Origin of the sequence: Flavobacterium cryoconiti (genome assembly GCF_048158645.1) — a bacterium.
Taxonomy (GTDB): Bacteria; Bacteroidota; Bacteroidia; order Flavobacteriales; family Flavobacteriaceae; genus Flavobacterium; species Flavobacterium cryoconiti.
In genome coordinates this window covers 64,397-83,703 of record NZ_JBLNKW010000006.1, presented here as the reverse complement: position 1 = coordinate 83,703, position 19,307 = coordinate 64,397, and the positions used below count along the sequence as shown (strand labels likewise).

General features: G+C 35.5%; 13 protein-coding genes. 5 read left to right on the top strand and 8 right to left on the bottom strand.

The genetic code is table 11. From position 1 onward, the window contains the following. Positions 1 to 137: 137 nt before the first annotated feature. Both ACM55H_RS10040 and ACM55H_RS10035 read right to left on the bottom strand, forming a co-directional pair. A complete protein-coding gene (locus ACM55H_RS10040) occupies positions 138 to 455 on the bottom strand; it encodes a hypothetical protein (RefSeq protein WP_416836376.1) in 318 nt (105 codons plus the stop codon). A 760-nt stretch (positions 456 to 1,215) separates the two neighbouring features. Next, complete coding sequence (locus tag ACM55H_RS10035; RefSeq protein ID WP_416836375.1) at positions 1,216 to 2,856, bottom strand: tetratricopeptide repeat protein; 1,641 nt, start codon at positions 2,854 to 2,856, stop codon at positions 1,216 to 1,218. Between the two features lie 423 nt (positions 2,857 to 3,279). Here ACM55H_RS10035 and ACM55H_RS10030 point away from each other — a divergent pair, with 423 nt between their 5' ends. Continuing rightward, positions 3,280 to 3,522, top strand: a complete 243-nt coding sequence (locus ACM55H_RS10030) for a hypothetical protein (protein ID WP_416836374.1) — start codon at positions 3,280 to 3,282, stop codon at positions 3,520 to 3,522. A 90-nt stretch (positions 3,523 to 3,612) separates the two neighbouring features. Here the strand turns inward: ACM55H_RS10030 and ACM55H_RS10025 are convergent, their stop codons facing one another. The 5 genes from ACM55H_RS10025 to ACM55H_RS10005 all read right to left on the bottom strand — a co-directional run bounded on the left by ACM55H_RS10025 (position 3,613) and on the right by ACM55H_RS10005 (position 9,367). Further along, positions 3,613 to 4,458: an RteC domain-containing protein gene (locus ACM55H_RS10025; protein ID WP_416836373.1), complete on the bottom strand. Its 846-nt coding sequence runs from the start codon at positions 4,456 to 4,458 to the stop codon at positions 3,613 to 3,615. Positions 4,459 to 4,823: 365 nt separating this feature from the next. Beyond that, entirely contained in the window at positions 4,824 to 5,513 is a 690-nt protein-coding gene (locus ACM55H_RS10020) for a nucleotidyl transferase AbiEii/AbiGii toxin family protein (RefSeq protein ID WP_416836372.1), read from the bottom strand. Further along, entirely contained in the window at positions 5,503 to 6,027 is a 525-nt protein-coding gene (locus tag ACM55H_RS10015; protein ID WP_416836371.1) for a hypothetical protein, read from the bottom strand. The genes ACM55H_RS10020 and ACM55H_RS10015 overlap by 11 nt, the downstream gene beginning before the upstream one ends. A 138-nt stretch (positions 6,028 to 6,165) precedes the next feature. After that, a complete protein-coding gene (locus ACM55H_RS10010; RefSeq protein ID WP_416836370.1) occupies positions 6,166 to 6,696 on the bottom strand; it encodes a hypothetical protein in 531 nt (176 codons plus the stop codon). A 985-nt stretch (positions 6,697 to 7,681) separates the two neighbouring features. Further along, positions 7,682 to 9,367 carry a hypothetical protein gene (locus ACM55H_RS10005; protein WP_126576302.1) on the bottom strand — a complete coding sequence of 562 codons (1,686 nt, stop codon included), beginning with the start codon at positions 9,365 to 9,367 and terminating at the stop codon, positions 7,682 to 7,684. Between the two features lie 2,120 nt (positions 9,368 to 11,487). Between ACM55H_RS10005 and ACM55H_RS10000 the strand changes: the two genes are divergently transcribed. The 4 genes from ACM55H_RS10000 (at position 11,488) to ACM55H_RS09985 (ending at position 19,001) form a co-directional block, all read left to right on the top strand. Further along, positions 11,488 to 11,697: a hypothetical protein gene (locus ACM55H_RS10000; protein WP_416836369.1), complete on the top strand. Its 210-nt coding sequence runs from the start codon at positions 11,488 to 11,490 to the stop codon at positions 11,695 to 11,697. Between the two features lie 340 nt (positions 11,698 to 12,037). Then, the gene (locus ACM55H_RS09995; RefSeq protein WP_416836368.1) at positions 12,038 to 14,950 is read left to right on the top strand and encodes a SusC/RagA family TonB-linked outer membrane protein; all 2,913 of its coding nucleotides are present in this window, start codon (positions 12,038 to 12,040) and stop codon (positions 14,948 to 14,950) included. 104 nt (positions 14,951 to 15,054) lie between these two features. Then, positions 15,055 to 16,395, top strand: coding sequence for a RagB/SusD family nutrient uptake outer membrane protein (locus ACM55H_RS09990; RefSeq protein ID WP_416836367.1), 1,341 nt, complete (start codon positions 15,055 to 15,057; stop codon positions 16,393 to 16,395). Next, positions 16,395 to 19,001, top strand: a complete 2,607-nt coding sequence (locus tag ACM55H_RS09985; protein WP_416836366.1) for a S9 family peptidase — start codon at positions 16,395 to 16,397, stop codon at positions 18,999 to 19,001. The genes ACM55H_RS09990 and ACM55H_RS09985 overlap by 1 nt, the downstream gene beginning before the upstream one ends. A 42-nt stretch (positions 19,002 to 19,043) precedes the next feature. On the opposite strand, the gene ACM55H_RS09980 is transcribed toward ACM55H_RS09985, so the two are convergent. Then, entirely contained in the window at positions 19,044 to 19,307 is a 264-nt protein-coding gene (locus tag ACM55H_RS09980; protein ID WP_416836365.1) for a DUF6520 family protein, read from the bottom strand.

The following is a 19,307-nucleotide window of genomic DNA, read 5'->3' as shown; positions in this document are numbered from 1 at the left end:
TCGTAAATCTGATTTATTTCTGCTTTAATGAGTATTGATTTTTTGGTGTAAAAATATATGGGCGTCAACTTAGGGCAATATTTCGAATTTATTATTGCTATTGATTTTTTTTTATAGATGAAGAAAATCTTTACTTTTTACTCCTTTATTAACTGGTTTTGATCTTCTGAAAAATTAAATAGAATTACCATGCTGCTTTTGAATGGATTGAATGAGGGCTCGTATTTTATATATCCTTTTTCGTTTAGTTCTCTCATGCATTTGTGATAGGTTGCTTTTGAGCAAATTTTACTAATAAGCATCACTTCATCTCTGGTTATGTTTATTGGATTTTGAAAATGATTTACATTCCAATATTGGAATAATGCAATGTATAAACTGATATGAGTAGGGTTGAGGTTTGGATCTTGTATGATACGGTCAAAGAAACCGGTGAGGTGTTTTATGTGGTTCATGAGAAAGTGTTCCGTTTTAGAATTCAGTTAGATTAACCATAAGAAGAGTGAAGTTGACGAGATTACTTTATCAATTTGGGCAAAGGCCTTAGGTCCTGCTTTGTCGGCAAGTGTTCAGAGAGAAATGTTGAGTTGACTTTAGCCATTTTTTAGGTTTGCTTGTTTTTTCTTTTAGTATTTCTCTAATATCTTCTAAAAGAAATTTACTGAATTCGTAGAGGTCTGTTTTGGTAAGGATTTCGATTGCCATAAGTTTTGTTTTTATATTGTTATGGTGCAAAAATGTTGGTATTGGTTGTTTTTATATCACAAGTGGTTCACAAGTTGTGAAGGAAAAAATGAATTTTTATTTTGAATTGGTTGAGGTTATTGAGTTCTTTTTATTAAAATAACTATTGGGGTTTTATTATATTTTTTCTTTTGTCTTGATACAAAAGAAACAAAAAATCAAGCCTGAATATTTTTATCTCAAAAATCATCGGACGTATTTTCCTATCGCGACCCCAGCCGCTCGTGTTTCACACTCGGCTCCGGGATCACTCCCTTCGGCCAACGCTTAAATTCGTACCGTGATTTTTTTTATAAAAATATAAGGGCGGGTTGAAGTTGAAGCTTAGTTTGATTTTACCTCGTTTTGCATTGTAAAACAGTTTTCAGTTCGCTGTTGGTTCTGGAACCGCTACCGGCGGTCAATGCTTAATTCCTTACCGTGATTTTTTGGTATGGCAACTATAAGGGCGTCTCAGATAATGTCTTGTTATTATGAATGTTGTTGACTTCTTAATTTACTGATGAAGTAGGTGGGAGAGAGGCCTGTTCGGTTATTGAAGGCACGTGTGAAGTTTTGGGTGGAACCGAAGCCGGATTCTTCACCTAATGCCTTGTTGGTGTAGTTGCGGTATTTGTTTTCGTTTTTGAGTAATTCTATAATATGGTCAATCTTTAAATGGCTGATGTAGTCAACAGTTCCTTTATTTCGATATCGTGCTATAATTTTTGAAACGTATTTCATATTGGTGTTTAATATGGAAGCCATTCTTGCCAAGGTCATGTCTTTTTCGAGGTATTTTTTATTGCGTTCAAATTTTTCCAGATTTTTTAGAATTGCAATAACCAGTTCAGGATTGATATCGAGTTCGGTTTCTTTACTGGTATTGTTTGAAACGAATGATTGGGTCGTTTCGGTTTTGCGATTCATCAATTCTTCAAATAATTTTTTATTTTTATAGTGTCTGTGCACTAGTACCGCTATGATTACTGTCATTATGGTAATTATAATGGTCCAGTATTGTTTAATGTTTTTTTGCGTTTGAACTAACTTTTTTGTGTCGTATTCTTTGTGTATCTTTCCTGAAAGGTATTTATAATCCTTAAGCAGCACCTGATCTACTTTTAAGAGGGTGCTGAAGTAGTATAACTCTAATTCCTTATTGTTTTGTTGTTTATAATAATCAATTAATATTTCATAGGCTTCCCGTAAATCAGGACGTATGTACTTTTGTTTTTGGAACGCTTCATCTATCTTTTTTAAGTAGGGTAACGCCTTTTCCCTCAATTTTAGGGCCCAGTAGCTTTTACCGATGTAAAAATAGGCCGTCGTTTCGTTTGTAAAGTCTTTATTCACTTTCATAGGAGGCAGTGCCTTTGTCAATTTCTTTATTGCGTCGGGATAATTGTGTTTGAAATATTGGTTTACGCCTTCGGAATGGATGAAGTAGGACTGCATTTCTAGGTTTTTAAAGCGCTGACCCGCGCTCAGCCCCGTCTGGTTCATCTGGCTACATAATTTATATTTACCTGTACGGTTGTAACAAAGCCCTAAAGAATGAAGTGAATTCAGATAGGCGCGGCTATTTTCTTCCTTGAAGTAACCCAAACATTCTTTGAACAATGCTATTGCCTCATCGTAAAACCCAAGGTAATATTTGATCTGAGCAATGCCATATTTTATTTTGTAAATTTGGTATTGGTTGTTTGTCTTTGAAATGTATTCATCAGCTATCAGGTAGTTATCGAGTGCTTTCATTTGCTCTTTACGGTCATAATACACTGCTCCTCTAGTCATGTAAACTGCTCCGATTAATTCGATGTCGGCTGTTCGTTTAGCTGCTGTCACCATACTATCGGCATATTTAAGCCGTAACTTTTTATCGTTTTTGTAAATGAAAACTTTATAAGCCAACGCCATTTGACCGAAGTTTTTCTCCCTTTTTGCTTTAGCTAACCATGACTGAACATACAGCCGTTCTTTAATGCTGTCCTTTTCCGTATATAGTATGTTTTTGCTAAAATATTCATAGTCTTTAGTTGAAAGACTGTCTGGAATAATAAAATTATTTTGTTGTGCAGATGCATTATTATACAGGCATAGCCATATTATAAGTAAGTATTTTTTTGTCATTTTTCTAAGAGATTGGGGGGCTTACTGATTAGAAGACATAAGATTATTGTCTTTGAGACTCTGTTTTAGTAAAATAAATGTAGCTAAAATAATTTAATTGATTACACGAATTACCCTTATAAAGGATTCTTTCATTTTATCGAGTGTAACTCTCTGGATAGTTACTGTTTATTGGAAAATTTACTGTGTTCAATTCGGGAATTACATATCGTAGATTCCCGAATTGAACAGTTATTGGCTTGCCGGTGGGGAAAGCTCCTATTAGTTTTGCCCTGAATTCAAAGGGTTTTGTTATGAGCAAAACCACCATCAAAATTGTTCAGATTATCCCGGGAGAAATGAACTGATTAAAAATAATCAGTAACATTTAAAACATTATCAAAGATGAAAAAATTCTATTTAGGTTTTAGTACATTAATGTGTTTGTCCGTTCTATTTACACTTGATTCCTGTACCACCGATACACCTGTTGTATCGGGCGATACTATAGGCAAGGCAGATGCAAAGAACGAAATTAATTATTATACTCCCAAAAAAGGAGATACAGTGCTCGCTACGAAAAGTTTATCGGCTAATACCGGTACAACGGAATCACTAATGACTATTGATCCTGACTGGAAAATACTTGTTGGCCATATTATTGATAGCACTGGAAGTACAGACTAAACATGAGAATCATAAACATTGCTACGGTAATTATTATTACAGTATGATTTTTTGCAATCAAAACTAAAAGGCTGCTCATTGAGCAGTCTTTTAGTTTTCATCTGCTTCATCCATGCGGATAATGAGTTTGCTTTTGAGTGTGTTCAGAAACTTTGTCCTCTCGGATTTTCTGTTTCGGATTTCCAGAAAAACCCTGTTGAACTGTCCCAAATCAATATTAAAAGATGACTCGAAAAAGGTTGTTACTTCTTTTAGTCCTGTGGATCCGTTATTAAAAACACCTTCGGTATGGAGTGCATAAATCAACTCAATCAGTTCTACCTTTGATGCTGTCCATTTTGGGACTTTAGGCAGGGGGAAAGGAGCCTGTGTTTTTATTGTCTTTCGCCCTAATTTTTCAATTTGCTCTTCCAGAAAAACTTTTATCTCATCGTTGGCTAGAATGTGAGCCACTTTATAGTCATGGGAGGTAGTGAAACGGTGGTCAGCCTGAAAATAAAAACTGTCAAGCATTAGTTTAAGGTCGTATTTTGCCCGTATAAAATATTTATTATCGAGGTAGTTGTTACCCGTGCGGTAGTAGCGGTAAAACTCCTGATTCTCATTGAAAAAGACTTTTAATTTGAGGAGTTCGACTTTGTAATATTTGCGTATTGTTTTTTGAGAACCCAACGGCCTGTTGGTTTCAATAGTATAGATTTTGTTGAAGTAAATCAATTTGCTGACAAACTTTGGCTTGATGTCCCGAAAGAATTCTATTTCCTCACTTTTGTTTAGCCTTTTGTATTTTATGAAAAAGGTCTTCAATTTCTCTAAGACTGCAATGGTACCCTTTATTGCCAACTCAGCGGATTGTAACTGATTTTCTGTTTCCAGGTGGATTGATTTTAATTGATGTTCTAACTCGGACATCAACGATTCAGCAAACAATTTCATTATGGCTGTTTTAGATTTACATTTGACTGATTCAGTAATTGAATCGAGAGGCAAATCTATTTGATGGTTGGTTGGGTTGCAAATGGTGTGGTGTTCGATTCCCGAATTGAATAGCGAAATTCCCGAATTGCATACTTTGTTTTTTGTGCTACTGCGGTGATTATATTTTATATTTACCGCAAAAATGCGGTGATAACTGTACGTTAATCACCGCATTTATAAATAAAGCGATATTGCAGGCTATAAGTTGTGAACTAGTAGCTTACTAGTAAAAAAGAATAGCATATCTTATAATACTAGTTGTACTCATTTATTTTATTTTTAAAGCGTTAAATCAGTAGTAAAAAGCTTCTGGGTTATTTTTTTTATTTTGTAATTTTTTCAATTTTCTCCATCAACATTACAAACCTTTCTTCTCTTACCAATGGATGGATGTGCATAGCTAAAATTTCGTTTGCTTGCGGATGGTTTTTTATGACGTTTATTTCTTGTTTTATGTATGTTCTAACATCTTCATCGGCAGTTAGTATTTCTTCTACAATTGAGGTTCTGTTGTCTAATAGGTAGATGATGTCTTCGTAATCGTGACTACCGTAGAAATCATTTGCGCCTCTGTCTTTAAATGCTTCTAATTTTGTGGCAAGGAAGTAGGGTGAAGGTAAAATGTTTATATTAACTCCTTCTGGCAATTCAATTTGTTGTAGGTATTTAAAGCCTGGCTTGTACCATATATTAGAAACTCCGATGCTACTGTCTTCTGCGGGCATTATGTCTATTGCTATTTTATCATATTTGTATGAACAAATAGAATGTCCTTCAGGATCTGGATAAAATTTTAATTCTGCCAAGCGTTCTTGCATTTGTACCCATTCGTTATAGTTAGCTAAGTTTATGGTCATGTCTATATCTGAAGTCGGTCTGATTTCTTCTGCAGCTGGGTCATCGGTGTACAAGCTAATCACTGCTCCACCAATGAATACCATTTTTTCTCTCAGTTCTTCCAGGCCTATTGCTACTTGAGCTACTAAAGCTAGATTTATTATTTTATTGTGCATTTAGTATTCTTTTTTCCAGTTCTTTTTTCGCTATTTCTTTTTCTCTTACTCTACCGACTCTCAATGCATCGACCATTGCTAGTAATTCGTATAGTATGTTGTCTTTTAGTACTGCTTCTACTACTGTATTGAATAACGGTTCGATGGCTTGACCTCTATCATTTCCTCTAGCGTAAGGCCAAACATATTTTTCTGAGGCATTTATAATTTTATTTAACGGTTCTGCAGAATGCGCTGTCAGCACACCTCTTACTATTGGTCCAGGGTGTTGTGGAAACGCATAGCTTATGCCATGGATAATAAATTCATTGAATGCTATACGGTTTACTTTTTTTCTTGCGTCATCAATTAAGCCTGCATATTTTGAACGATTGAGAGATTGGCTGACTTCTGATTGGCTCATTCCCAATTCTTCTGCCAGTGTATGGTGAAACCAGTCTTTGTTTCCTAAAGCGATAATCTTTAGGAGGATTACTATGTCTTGTGGCTTTAGATTATTTTTTATTTGTGACATTTTCTTTATATTGCATATTGCGATATGCAATATTACTTAATATTTACTTATAAAACAATAGCTTACGATTTCATATCGCATATCGCGATATGCGATATACCTCGATTGGCTATAACAAATTGAGTTAAGGTTAATTATTTAAATACTATGTGTAAAATATGATTCTAAGTATGTATTGACTTCAGCTAAAACATTCTGATATTCTACAATTAATTCTTTAGTATTTTTTTTCTTAATCTCACCGCTTGAATTCATTATGTCTAATTGAGTTGATATGTTCTCTAAATTCCAAACAAGGTTTCCTTCTTTATTGGTAATAGTTATTGTTGCAGATTTTGCTAATGGCAGGTGCGCAAAAGCATTTCTTGTATTCATTAAAGTTTGAACTTTACTTATCATTTTGTTATCAAATGAATCAATATTTCGTAAGATTTTCATTTTGGCACCCGTGCTTACAATTGAAGAGTTAAGGACAATAGTTTTAAATTCATGTTCTTTTGTAGGAGAAAAATAGCGAGTAATAACTATATTAATTTTCTCTTCTATTTTATTTAGTTCATCTATAGTCCATCCTCTGATTTCTTCGATATTGTAATCTTCAATGTTCTTTTTGTCAGTTTTTTTAATATCGGTATCTTCCGGTCTTATAGTAATTCCTTTTTTGATCATTCTTAATTGAATTTGTTATAAGTTTAATCGAATGTTAATTTTTAGTCAGCCCTGTTTTTTGGACAGTTTTTATTTACTCTAAGCAATGTCGAAATTATGGTTTTTTTTTCTTCAGCAGTTGGTGTTATCACATACCATATAGATGCCATAATAATTTGTTGGAAAAAGCACTACCAAATGCGGAAAATATGTATTTTTGACTATTGGGAAACCTTAAGATCTGGGAGCCCTAACAGAGTTCTTTGAATTTTGGCATTTGAAAGAGGTTTTGATTGTCGTTATTAGTCACTTTATTATTCACCCTAAAAAAACAAACTTTATGGAAATAGCAAAAACTGTAATTGTACATCTTACTACAGGATTTATCCTGACTTTTTTAAGCATAACTTTTATGTGGATTGGCGGAGGCGTTGGCATTGCAGGCGGGTCAGTCAACTAACCAATAATTTATGCCAAGGTTTGAATATTATATGTTAGTGAGCTGGTTCGATGCCAGTGCCCCGCCACATTTGAAAAGCCATCCATCATAGGGTGGCTTTTTAGGTTTATATTTTACTATAGAAATATCAATATTAATTTAGTTGTCTTTATCATCTTAAAGTGGTGTTTCTGAAAATTTCTGACAACCTCAGTTCGTCTAAAAACCTCCAAACGAACTTTATTTTTGTTAATTTGAATGTAAATATATATGATTTAAACTGCAATTATTTTTCTTTTTTAAACTACCTCCGGTTTCGTTCTACACGAGATTGTACATTTCTCATTGACAAATGACGGAATACAATTCCTTACCATTAGGTTTGGGATAAAAGATAACAGTTCGAGGTCGGGAGACCTCGAAGAGCAGAGTTGTACGTTTCTCATTCATAGACACAGAATGCAACTCCGCGCCATTGGGAATAATGATCAAACTGTTTTAGAAATAGATATTAATTGATTTTGATTGTGTGCACGAGCGGGACGCTCGCGCCAGCAGGGGGAAAAGTTATTCCATGTAGCCTTTGAATTCTTTGATTTCGAAAATTTCTTCAATATTTTTAGCATTAATTATTCTATTATTTAAATTTTCGAAATAAATAAATACATCATCTAATTGATTTAGGATAATATTCTCATTTAATTCGTTTGTAATTTGCTCTATCGAAAATAAAAGATAATGTCTCAGATGACTCGCTAATTGATTTAGATCAACACTTGTTTTGCCTTCATGAACTAATTCGTTTCTTATTTTATATATTCTTGTTAAGTGTAGATCTAATCTTTTTTGATGAAGCTCAATGTTTTCCTTAATCTTATGATTTGAATTAAAGTCATTAATATATCGACTTAGTCGTTTTTCTAATAATGGATCTTGATGTTCAAATTTAATTTTTTCCATTAAACCAATTTTAAGATCTTGTAATTCAATTTTAGTATCTTCTTTAGTATATTTTTTACTATCAGCTAAAACTAAAAGATAATTTACTCTTCTTTGCAAATAATAACAGCAACTTAATGCAACATAAAAATTTTTAATTCTTTTTATAGAGTCTTCATTACTATTTATTGCAGAAAATAATTGTTCGAAACCAATCCAGTAGTTTAAAATTTTATGTTCCATTTCTATAGAATCATTTCCGAGTTTATAAAAACGAATAGCTGATCTTAATTTTTCCCTTGCTGTGGTAGATTCAATATTTTTATAATTAAAAATAAATCTTGAGAACTCATCTTCATTATAATCATAATAGCCGTCTAATGAATCTTCTAATTTTTCCATTCGACATCTCTTTGTACTATCATGAAATACAAGTGCTTGATTTTCAAGTGTAATTTTGTTATCTGTCTGGTGTAAAATATTTATTTCAATTGTTTCACATATGATTTTATGCGCTAGTTTTAATGCTGACCAAAAGTCATGAGTGTTAACTTCAATCTTGAGGTAAACTTCATCTTCATCTAAAATTTTAAATTTAGAATTAATTAATTTTGCTCCTTTAAATTCTTGAGGAAGCTCTTCTATTTTAATTAATTCTTGTGATGCAAATTTAAAGTTCAAAATGTTTTCAGATTTTATTTTGAAGATGACACCATATTTTTCTGGTTCTTTCTCAAAAATTTGAGATAATTTTTCAATTGTTTTTTCGGTTGTTTCTCCGCTGTTAATTAGATCATTTGCTTTCCTTACACTATTACTAATGAATTTTCGTGAATATCCTTTATACAATAATTGTGAGATTAACCAACAAGCAAATCTGTCTACTTTGTGATAATTATTTTCTACGTTTTCTAAAAGCAATTCAGTAATTCGGATAAATAATTTTTGGGTAAAACTTTTATTTTCTTCTAGCAATGTTTTGCACATTAAAGAAATTGTTCTGTTGTTTTCTCCTTCTTTTCCTTTTATACATTTGTTTTCGATATTATCTTTTACTTGTTGTTTTGTATAAGTATTAAACTCAAACACTTCAGTTAAAATATCAATATCTAAAAATATTTTTATCTCTTTTCCAATAGAAGTTATTGTTGGGTCGTAGTTTTTTATTCTTTTTTTGTCGTAGTTGCTGAGACTTATCAATAATTCTTCAAAAATTGTATAAGGGTTATGAAGACTGACTCTATATGTGTCAAATGACTTTTTATTAAGTAATTCGAAGCATCTGCTAAAAAAATATTTTGTTAAAATGTTCATTTATTTAAAATAACTTATTTATATTTGTACTATAAAATTTGATTTTTCTTTTTGAAATAATGATAGAAGACGGGAGATAGCGTCTGAAAACAATATCCGTTAGGAGTTATCAGTCCAATTCTCCCTGAAGAAATAAGCTCGGTTTTCATACCGGGCTTTTTTATTTCCAATATTCTTGCTCATATTGAAATGTATTTAAACACATCATTATTTTTACCTACAATTCAAATATAGAAAAAAAACTACAAAATAACGGCTTTGCCACTTTGTAGTTTTAATAATTCTTGAAACACATATAATTCTTAAAAACTTCATAGAATTACGAGATTTTTATTGACTTTAGGTCTTTTAAGAAATATTTAAAATAGCAAAGTCATAAAATACGGAGTGTAATCAACAAATTTATTTTTAGTTTCTTATTTAAAATCATAGAATGAAATTCTAAATTAGATTTGGGATAAAAGCAATAGTTTGGTCAAGGAGCCGCGTTGCAAACGCTTTATTTAATTTTCATAAGTAAGTAGGTACTCGTTGCAAACGAGCACCAGAGGGTTCTTTTAAGAAATATTTAAAATAGCAAAGTCATAAAATACGGAGTGTAATCAACAAATTTATTTTTAGTTTCTTATTTAAAATCATAGAATGAAATTCTAAATTAGATTTGGGATAAAAGCAATAGTTTGGTCAAGGAGCCGCGTTGCAAACGCTTTATTTAATTTTCATAAGTAAGTAGGGCACCAGAGGGTGAGTCGCTATTTTATAGCGGATTATTGTCAAATATATAAATATATTATTACAAATAATAAAAAGGACTTTTGATTTGCTGTACGCTTTTTGTACTTCGCCACGATGTCGTTTGTAACCAATACCTATTTACTTTGAAAAAAGGAACAAAGTGTTTTCAACGCTGCTATTTTAACAAATTATCAATTCTAGTCTTTTTGAGAAGCTTTAATCCTGAATTGATAAGTGTTCTGTTTAGCTATAAAATAGAAAAAGATGCTTCTCAGCATCTACATTTCAATATTCTTCAGTAATCTTGTTTATTATTTAAATACAATTTCAAAGTTGTCATTTAACTCGCCATATTTTTCTTCTATCAATTTAAAAAACTCTGACAATTTTATTCCTTTATAAAAGCATATAGTGGTAAGTGTAGATACCGGTATCTTATATCCGTCTACTTCTTTTATTTTTCTAACAATGCCTTCATGTATACCATGAGATTTTCCAAAAGACCTATTAGATACATCACTATTCATCCACTTCTCGCATATGTAATTACAAACATACCTGTCTATAAGAAAAACCTTTACAAGTTTCTTGTCTTTAGATCTATTACTTTGTGAGTTATCATTGGTCATTAGAACAAAAGAATATAATATCTATGATTATTGTGCACACGATGATGTGCAATTGGAATATTTGCTTTATATTTGTTTTTGAATTTATATATTTGCGTTTCTTCATTTAAAATATTTGAAGCATTCGCTTTGAATTTCGTCTTAGAAAACTGGTAATTTTAAAAGGAACGAAATGATAAGTATGATGCTCACGTCCCATGGCGTGGGCTCACTTATTGTTCCCTGGTATACCAGTACCTCTAAGGCAATAAGCTGAGTTCCATGCCATTTTTTTATTTCTATTGGCACATTTACTCCTCTTATTACATTCTTAGCACCGCTTCATCTTTTTCATAGTCTCGCAGCAGTTTAACCCGCTAACCCAGCATGCCTATGAACTAAAAGAAATATTCACTATAAAACGCCTGCACCAAAAGGTCCTTTGAACACCTAGTTAATTTAATTTGAATTTGTTAATAATAGGTGCAGGTTATTTAGTCGTCCCTAACAACAATTAACTAACTGCAAAACTCCTAACCAATGACAAAATAAAAAAAACATAAAAATCCCCTCTAACCGTCTCGACAACTGCATAGAGGGATCTATAGCAAAACAAAACTAACATTTCACGTAACTAAACCAATATTATGACAATTATTTTATTAAACAAAGGGTTGGGAGCCGATCCTGAAAATCAATCTTCCTTTTTTATACCACCATTATACCCAGATCTCAATGGGTATACAACTAGTTTTATAAGATATAAAAATTGATACCATGAAATACTACAGACTAATGAAAGCTGCATTAATAGTGGCATTAATATTACTTATATGTCTTTGGTTCTATGGTTGTGACCGTTTTACCCAAACGGATCTTCCAAAGCCACAATTGATTAAAACGGCCATTTTTAAAGATGTAAAAATAGTTATAGCAGCAGCCCTTTCCGACTGCTATGCCCAAATATGGGAAGTACAGGTTATTTAGTCATCCCTAACAATCATAAACTAACCGAAAAATCCATCGCCTATGATAGAATAATAACTAAGCCCTTCGACTGTGCTAAGAGTGACAAAAAGTAAGCGCATAAAAAAAGGCCCTCTAACCCATGACCAAACAAGTATAGAGGACCATTGCTAACAAAACTAACGTTTCATTTAACTATACCAATATTATGAATAAATTTTCATTATTTAAGGGTAAATGGTGGATTCCTATTTTTCTATGGGTCTACCTTATTCTTACACCACTATTTTCTTACGGTTCGATATGTGTCGTAAATTCAAAATTCGAAAGTCATAAAGTAATTCCCTCGACTGCGCTCGGGATGACACAATCTATTTTAATTACCGGAACTGTAAGTGACAGTAATGGTGCACTTCCGGGTGTTACAGTATCTGTAGCCGGAAAATCAACAGCCACAATTACTGATTATCAAGGTAAATATAGCATAACGGCCACGGCCACTGATATTCTTGTTTTTTCTTTCGTAGGGTATACCACCTTAAATATTCCTGTAGCGGGACTTACTACAATTAATATACAATTACAAGAAGACATCACCTCTTTACAAGAAGTCCGTGTCAATGCGGGCTACTATTCCGTAAAGGAAAGTGAGCGCACCGGAAGCATTGCAAAAATCACGGCTAAGGACATTGAGAAACAACCCGTGACCAATGTGCTTGCTGCCATGCAGGGCAGGATGGCAGGGGTGCATATTACGCAACAGACTGGAACTGGGGGTGGTGGGTTTAATATCCAGATTCGCGGACAGAACAGCGTGAGAAGAGGGGGCAACTCGCCTTTGTACATTATTGACGGTGTGCCGTATTCCAGTGAGGAAATCGGGAACGGAATGTCTATGTCGGTCATGTCGATGAATACGAATCCGCTAAACAACATTAATCCAACAGATATTGAAAGTTTAGAAGTTCTTAAAGATGCGGATGCAACGGCCATTTATGGATCGCGTGGGGCGAACGGAGTGGTATTGATCACAACCAAAAAAGGAAAGAAAGGCAAGACCCGTTTTAGCGCATCGGTAGCACAAGGAGCCGGAAGCGTTCCGCATTTTATGAAAATGATGAACACGGAACAATACCTTGCTATGCGTGCCGAAGCATTTGCGAACGATGGCATAACGGAATATCCGGAAAGTGCTTATGACATTAATGGAACATGGGACCAAAGCCGTTATACCAACTGGCAGAAAGAATTAATGGGAGGCACTTCAAAAATTACTAATATCAACGGCTCTATCTCTGGAGGTTCTGAACAAACCCAATTTATGGTGTCCGGAACTTATGGTAAGGAGACAACCGTGCTACCTGGTGATTTTGGTTACAACCGTGTTAATGTGAGGACAAGCATTAATCACGCATCTGCTGACCAACGGTTTAAGATTGCTTTTACGGGTGGCTATGGCATACAGGATAACAACCAACCCTCGACTGATCTTACCACGGAGGCTTGGCGACTAGCCCCAAATGCTCCGGCGCTTTATGATGCGGAAGGGAATCTTAATTGGGAAAACAACACTTTTGAAAATCCGCTGCGCTACTTAAAAGGGTTATCGAAATCTAAAACCCATGACCTTGTTGCCAATACAACACTCTCTTATAATTTATTTGACAACATTGAAATAAAAAGCAGTTTTGGGTATACCGACCTAAACCATCACGAGAGTAGTACTTATCCCTCGACGATGTATAACCCATCCTTAGGGATTGGCAGTGAAACTTCCCGTATTTTTTATACCGATACCAACAGGAATTCGTGGATTATCGAACCACAACTGAACTGGAAACCTACATTGGGAGCAGTGAAAACAGAGCTGCTGCTAGGAAGCGCATTCCAACGTCAAAATAATAGATCTCTTTCGGTTCAAAGCAGCGGTTTTTCCAGTAACAGCATGATTTATAATCCTGCTGCGGCTACCAATACTTCGATATTAGGTTTTGACGAATCAGTATACAAGTATCAATCGTTTTTTGGTCGTGCCAATTTTAACCTGAAAGAACGCTATATCATTAACCTTACGGGAAGGCGAGACGGTTCAAGCCGTTTTGGTGCCGGTAAACGTTTTGGATGGTTCGGAGCCGTGGGCGCAGCTTGGCTTTTCTCCCGCGAGAAATTATTGCAGGACAATAAGCTGCTGAGTTTTGGAAAGCTTCGTGCCAGTTATGGGACAACAGGTAATGACCAGATTGGGAATTACCAATTCCTGAATACGTACACATCATCAAATGCCAATTATGACGGAGTAATCGGTCTGCAACCATCGCGTTTGTATAATGCCAGTTTTGGATGGGAAACCAACAAAAAACTAGAAGTAGCGTTAGAGACCGGATTTTTGAAAGAGCGAATCTTCCTGACAGGGGCATGGTACCGCAACAGGTCATCCGACCAATTGGTTGGAATACCGTTGCCGGGCACTACGGGTTTTACTGAAATACAGTCGAACCTGAATGCAGTCATAGAGAATCGCGGTGTTGAACTGACCCTAAACACCGTAAACATAAAAGGCAATGATTTCAACTGGAGTACCACAATCAATTTTTCGGCTTCAAGAAACAAACTGTGCTCGTTCCCAAACCTTGAAAGTTCTACTTACAGTAATTCGTACGTGATTGGACAGCCATTGAATATTGTAAAAGTGTATCATTATACCGGCATTGATCCTGCAACTGGTATTTACACTTTTGAAGATGTAAATGGAGACGGTATATTGACAGAACCCGAAGACAAGCAGACCGTGAAAGACCTAAATCCAGCTTATTTTGGAGGAGTTCAAAACACGTTGCGGTTTCAAAGGTGGCAGTTTGATTTCCTCTTCAATTTTGTAAAGCAGCAGAATTATAATGTACCGCGAACGCTGGGTGTTGCCGGCACGATGAATAACCAAAGCGTCGCTATAGTTGACCGTTGGCAATCTCCAGGAGATTTAGCCTCTTCCCAATTATATACTTCGGGTGCCAATGGCACAGCCGAAAATGCCCTTTATCAATATGCCGCCAGCGACGCAGGGATAACCGATGCTTCGTTTATAAAACTGAAGAATGTTTCCATCAGCTATGAATTTCCGGAGAGGTGGCTTAAAAATGTTAACTGCAAGGCAACAGTTGAAGGGCAAAACGTGTTCACGATTACTGGTTATAAAGGGGCTGATCCTGAATTTGCCGGTTATGGATTTTTGCCACCATTGCGGATTATTACGGTCGGTTTACAATTTAACTTTTAACCTTTAAAGAAAGAGATATGAATACCAACAAATTTTTTAATCCCTATTGTACCGAAAATGCAAGGGTTTACAGGATTCTTTCCGGGATAGCTATTTTATTTATTATGTTCTCGCTTAACAGTTGCGATGACTTTACAGCGATTGATACGCCAGTATCGCAACTAGACACAGCTGCTGTTTTTGAAGAAAAAAATACAGCATATAGTGCGATGGCAAATGTTTTTGCGCAAATGCGAGACAATGGAATGCTGACAGGAAAAACGAGTGGAATGCAGAAAGAAATGGGATTGTATGCCGATGAACTCACGTGGTATGGAAACAGTGCCCAAAGTTCGGCTAATTTCTTCACTAATACGCTTATTCCCACTCATCCCACTTTGGCAACCTGGTGGAATGAGAGCTATAGCCAGATCTATGCCGCCAATGCTATAATTGAGGGTGTAGCAGGATCCAAAGCACTCTTACAGGCTGATAAGGATCAATTGACAGGGGAGGCAAAATTTGCCAGAGCATTTGTTCATTTTTATATTTTGCAGCTTTGGGGAGATGTGCCCTACGTTACCGGAACAGATTATACGTACAATAGTACCGTGAAACGTTTGCCTACTACTGAAGTATATGCAAAGATTATTGAAGACTTAGAATCTGCCATTACGTTGTTACCGGAAGAATATACAAACCCGACACGAGTACGGCCAAATTCGTATGCTGCCCAAGCCTTATTAGCAAGAGTATATCTGTACGCCGGAATGTGGCCTGAGGCAGCCAACAGTGCGTCTACAGTACTGAATAAGACTGACACCTATGTGTGGGTGACTGAACTAAATACTGTATTTTTAAAAGGAAGTACAGCAACCATCTGGCAATATGCCCCAAGAACACCAACAAGAAATACCGATGAAGGAACCACTTTTATATTTAATACGGGTCCGCCAAATTCCGTGGCATTGACTAACTCCTTAGTGAATACATTTGAGGCAGGCGATCAACGCAAGGCTAAATGGATTCGATCAATAAGTAAAGGTAATACCACCTGGTATCATGCTTATAAGTACAAGAAAACAGGCAGTACTACCCCCCAACTTGAATTTTCTGTAGTGTTGCGTCTTGCTGAAATGTATCTTATTCGCGCGGAAGCTCGGGCAAGACAAGGCGAACTTTCCAATGCTAAAGACGACCTTAATGTAATCAGGAATACGGCTGGTCTTGGAAACACAACCGCTGTTACCCAAGATGAAATACTGGATGCCATACTGCATGAAAGACAAGTGGAACTGTTTAGTGAGTTTGGGCACCGCTTCTTTGATTTGAGGCGTTTTGATGCTTTGAACAGCGCATTATCCGGTGTTAAAGCTGATTGGAACAACACTGATAACTTGCTACCACTACCACAGACAGAATTGAACCTGAATCCTAATTTAAGACCTCAAAATCCCGGTTATTAATGAAAACTTATTTATATCGTATTGCCCGTAACTTTTTACGTAAAAGTTATTTTTTTTATTTTTTGTTATTTGTATTAGTTTCCTGTCCCGTAATGGGACAGGTATTACAAAAGAGAACAGTAACACCAGAAGATTATTCTTTGTGGCACTATATGGATGCCGAAGCGATTTCAGATGATGGCAATTGGATTAGCTACCATAATTATTATGATGCTACTGATTCGCTATTCGTTAAACACCGAAGTTCTGGTAAATTATATCGTTTTGCAAAAGGAAAAGACGGGGCTTTTATAGCAAATCATTTTGTTTGCCAAACCCCTGATAGCATCGTTCATATTGTTTCACTGAAGAATGGAGTTGAAAGGAAATTGAGAAACGTTAAAACCTTTATGGTTTCTAAGGCTTTTATCGTTGCAACGGAATACGGTGAAATAGGGGATTTGTTATCCGTTTATACTTTAGATGGCGTTTTGTTGCGCACTGATACAGATGTAGCCTCTTTTTCTGTTAGTCCTGATACTAAATTTATTGCAGTGGCGGTGAAAAGAGAAAATGGCTATCAAGAACTGCTGGTAAATATGGAAGATATTAAAAAGCAAAAAATCATAGCTGAAAGTGAAAAAAGAGGACCTTTCCTAAACCCTAGCTGGTCAGAAGACAGCAAAGCAATTGCTTTTATGAATTACAATGAAAAGGAATCAAATCTTTTTTATTACAATTTAGGAGAAAAAAAACTCCTAACGTTTTGTACCAATGCTATTGAATTCCCCAAAACCATGAATTTAATACCGTCAAGGAAATTAACAATATCGAAGAACAACAAGCGTGTTTTCTTTAAAATAAAGCAACGGAAGGAACTTGACATTGTGCGTAAAGAAAATGACGTACAGATATGGAATGCTGCTGACAAAAATATTTATCCACGTCACATTCTTACAGAGGGTTACTCTAAGAACCCAAAGCAGGTCATGTGGGAACCAGATACAGGTCGCTTCTTGCAGATTACGGATTCAATACAGCCTTATGGTGCATCCCCAGGTGACGAAAGTTTTGCTTTGACATTTAATCCAGAGGACTATGAGCCACAGAGCAAGTCGGTACCTGATAAGGATGTGTATATTAAAAATCTTGATACTGGACAAAGTAAATTAATGCTTCGCAGGCATGTTGGTGGCGAATACAATCTTCTCGTTTCGCGGAATGGAAAATATATCAGTTATTTTAAAGAAGGGCAGTGGTATGTTTATGATGTTGCACAGGGAACTCATACATTAATCAGCAGTAATTTACCTTACAGTTTAAGCGTTCAAAGTCTTACTGAGAAAGAGGAGAATGGCTATGGTAATCCCGGATGGACTACCGAAGGCGAATGTTTATTGTATGATCAATTCGATATCTGGAAAGTTCAATCAGATGGATCCAATCCCGTACGTTTAACACAGGGTCGTGAGCAGGGCATCGTTTTTAGGATTGTAGCACAAAGTAAAGAGCAAACACAAACTATAGCCGACAAGATATTTACTAATGCAGAATTTGACCTTAATAGCTCACTGCTATTAAGTGCGAGGGCTGTTGATTATTCTTATAACGGGTTTTACTTATTGAAGCCAGAGAAGGTATTGAAAAAAATCTGCTATGTAAATAAAAGTGTGACAGGAATAATGAAATCTGAAAGAGGTGATTATGCCTGGGTAGAAGAAGATGTAGACCAGCCCCGACGAATCATGGTTGGGAAAGTTGGCGCTAAATTTACCGCTGTAGTTGAGAGCAATATTCATCATGAAAAATTTAATTGGACAAAATTACAGATGATAACTTATAAAAATTTAAAGGGTGAATCACTACAAGGACTTTTGTTTTATCCATCAGGTTACGATAAAAATAAGCGCTATCCAATGATTGTACACCTTTATGAAAAGCAATCTTACCAGCGGCATTCCTATGTTAATCCTACAATGATTAACGAAGATGGTTTCAACATCAGCAATCTGACTGCTAAAGGTTATTTCGTTTTGCTTCCAGATATTACCTATGAAGTTGGCAATATTGGATTTTCAGCATTAGAATGTGTAGAAGCCGCAGTAAAAGAGGTGAAAAATTTATCTCTAATTGACGATGCAAAAATCGGTTTAATTGGTCACTCTTTTGGAGGCTCTGAAACAGATTTCATTATCACCCAAAGTAATTTATTTGGCTGTGCAGTAGCAGGATCGGCTACCACGAATTATTTAAGTTCCTACTTATCCGTTTCCCAAATTTTACAGATTCCCAACTTTTTCAAGATGGAATATGGACAGGCTAGGATGAAGGTGTCTCCGTACGAGAATATGGAATATTATCTGAAAAATTCGCCAGTGATATATGCTGCGAATGTTAACACTCCGCTGTTATCCTGGACAGGATTGAAAGATCCGCAGGTAGAACCGAGGCAAAGCTTTGAATTTTATATGGCGTTGCGACGATTGGGTAAAACTCATATCATGCTTGCTTACCCTAATGAGGGACATGGGATGGAAAAGAAAGAAAATGCAATAGACCTAACAACAAAAATTGAGCAATGGTTCGATTATTACCTTAAGGGTATGAAGGCTCCGATATGGGAATAGTAACAATGCAGTCCGAAGGGACTGCATTGTTTTTTTAACTACTTATGGTTTGTAACCGGTAAGTACACACTCGCCATTATCGTCCATAATCTTTAATTGCGCTCCGGTACTTACTTGCCCCACTCGACAAACAATACCGTTATTTACGTCACTGCAATTATTTTTTTGTTCGCAGTCCGTACCCTGTGCATTGTGAGGAATAAATCCCGGTACGAGAGCTGAACTTCTTTTTGCTGATGCATCCGTATTGAATGCACTGGTTGCTGCCGCAACAATTACCAGCATTGGTACAATTAATTTTTTCAT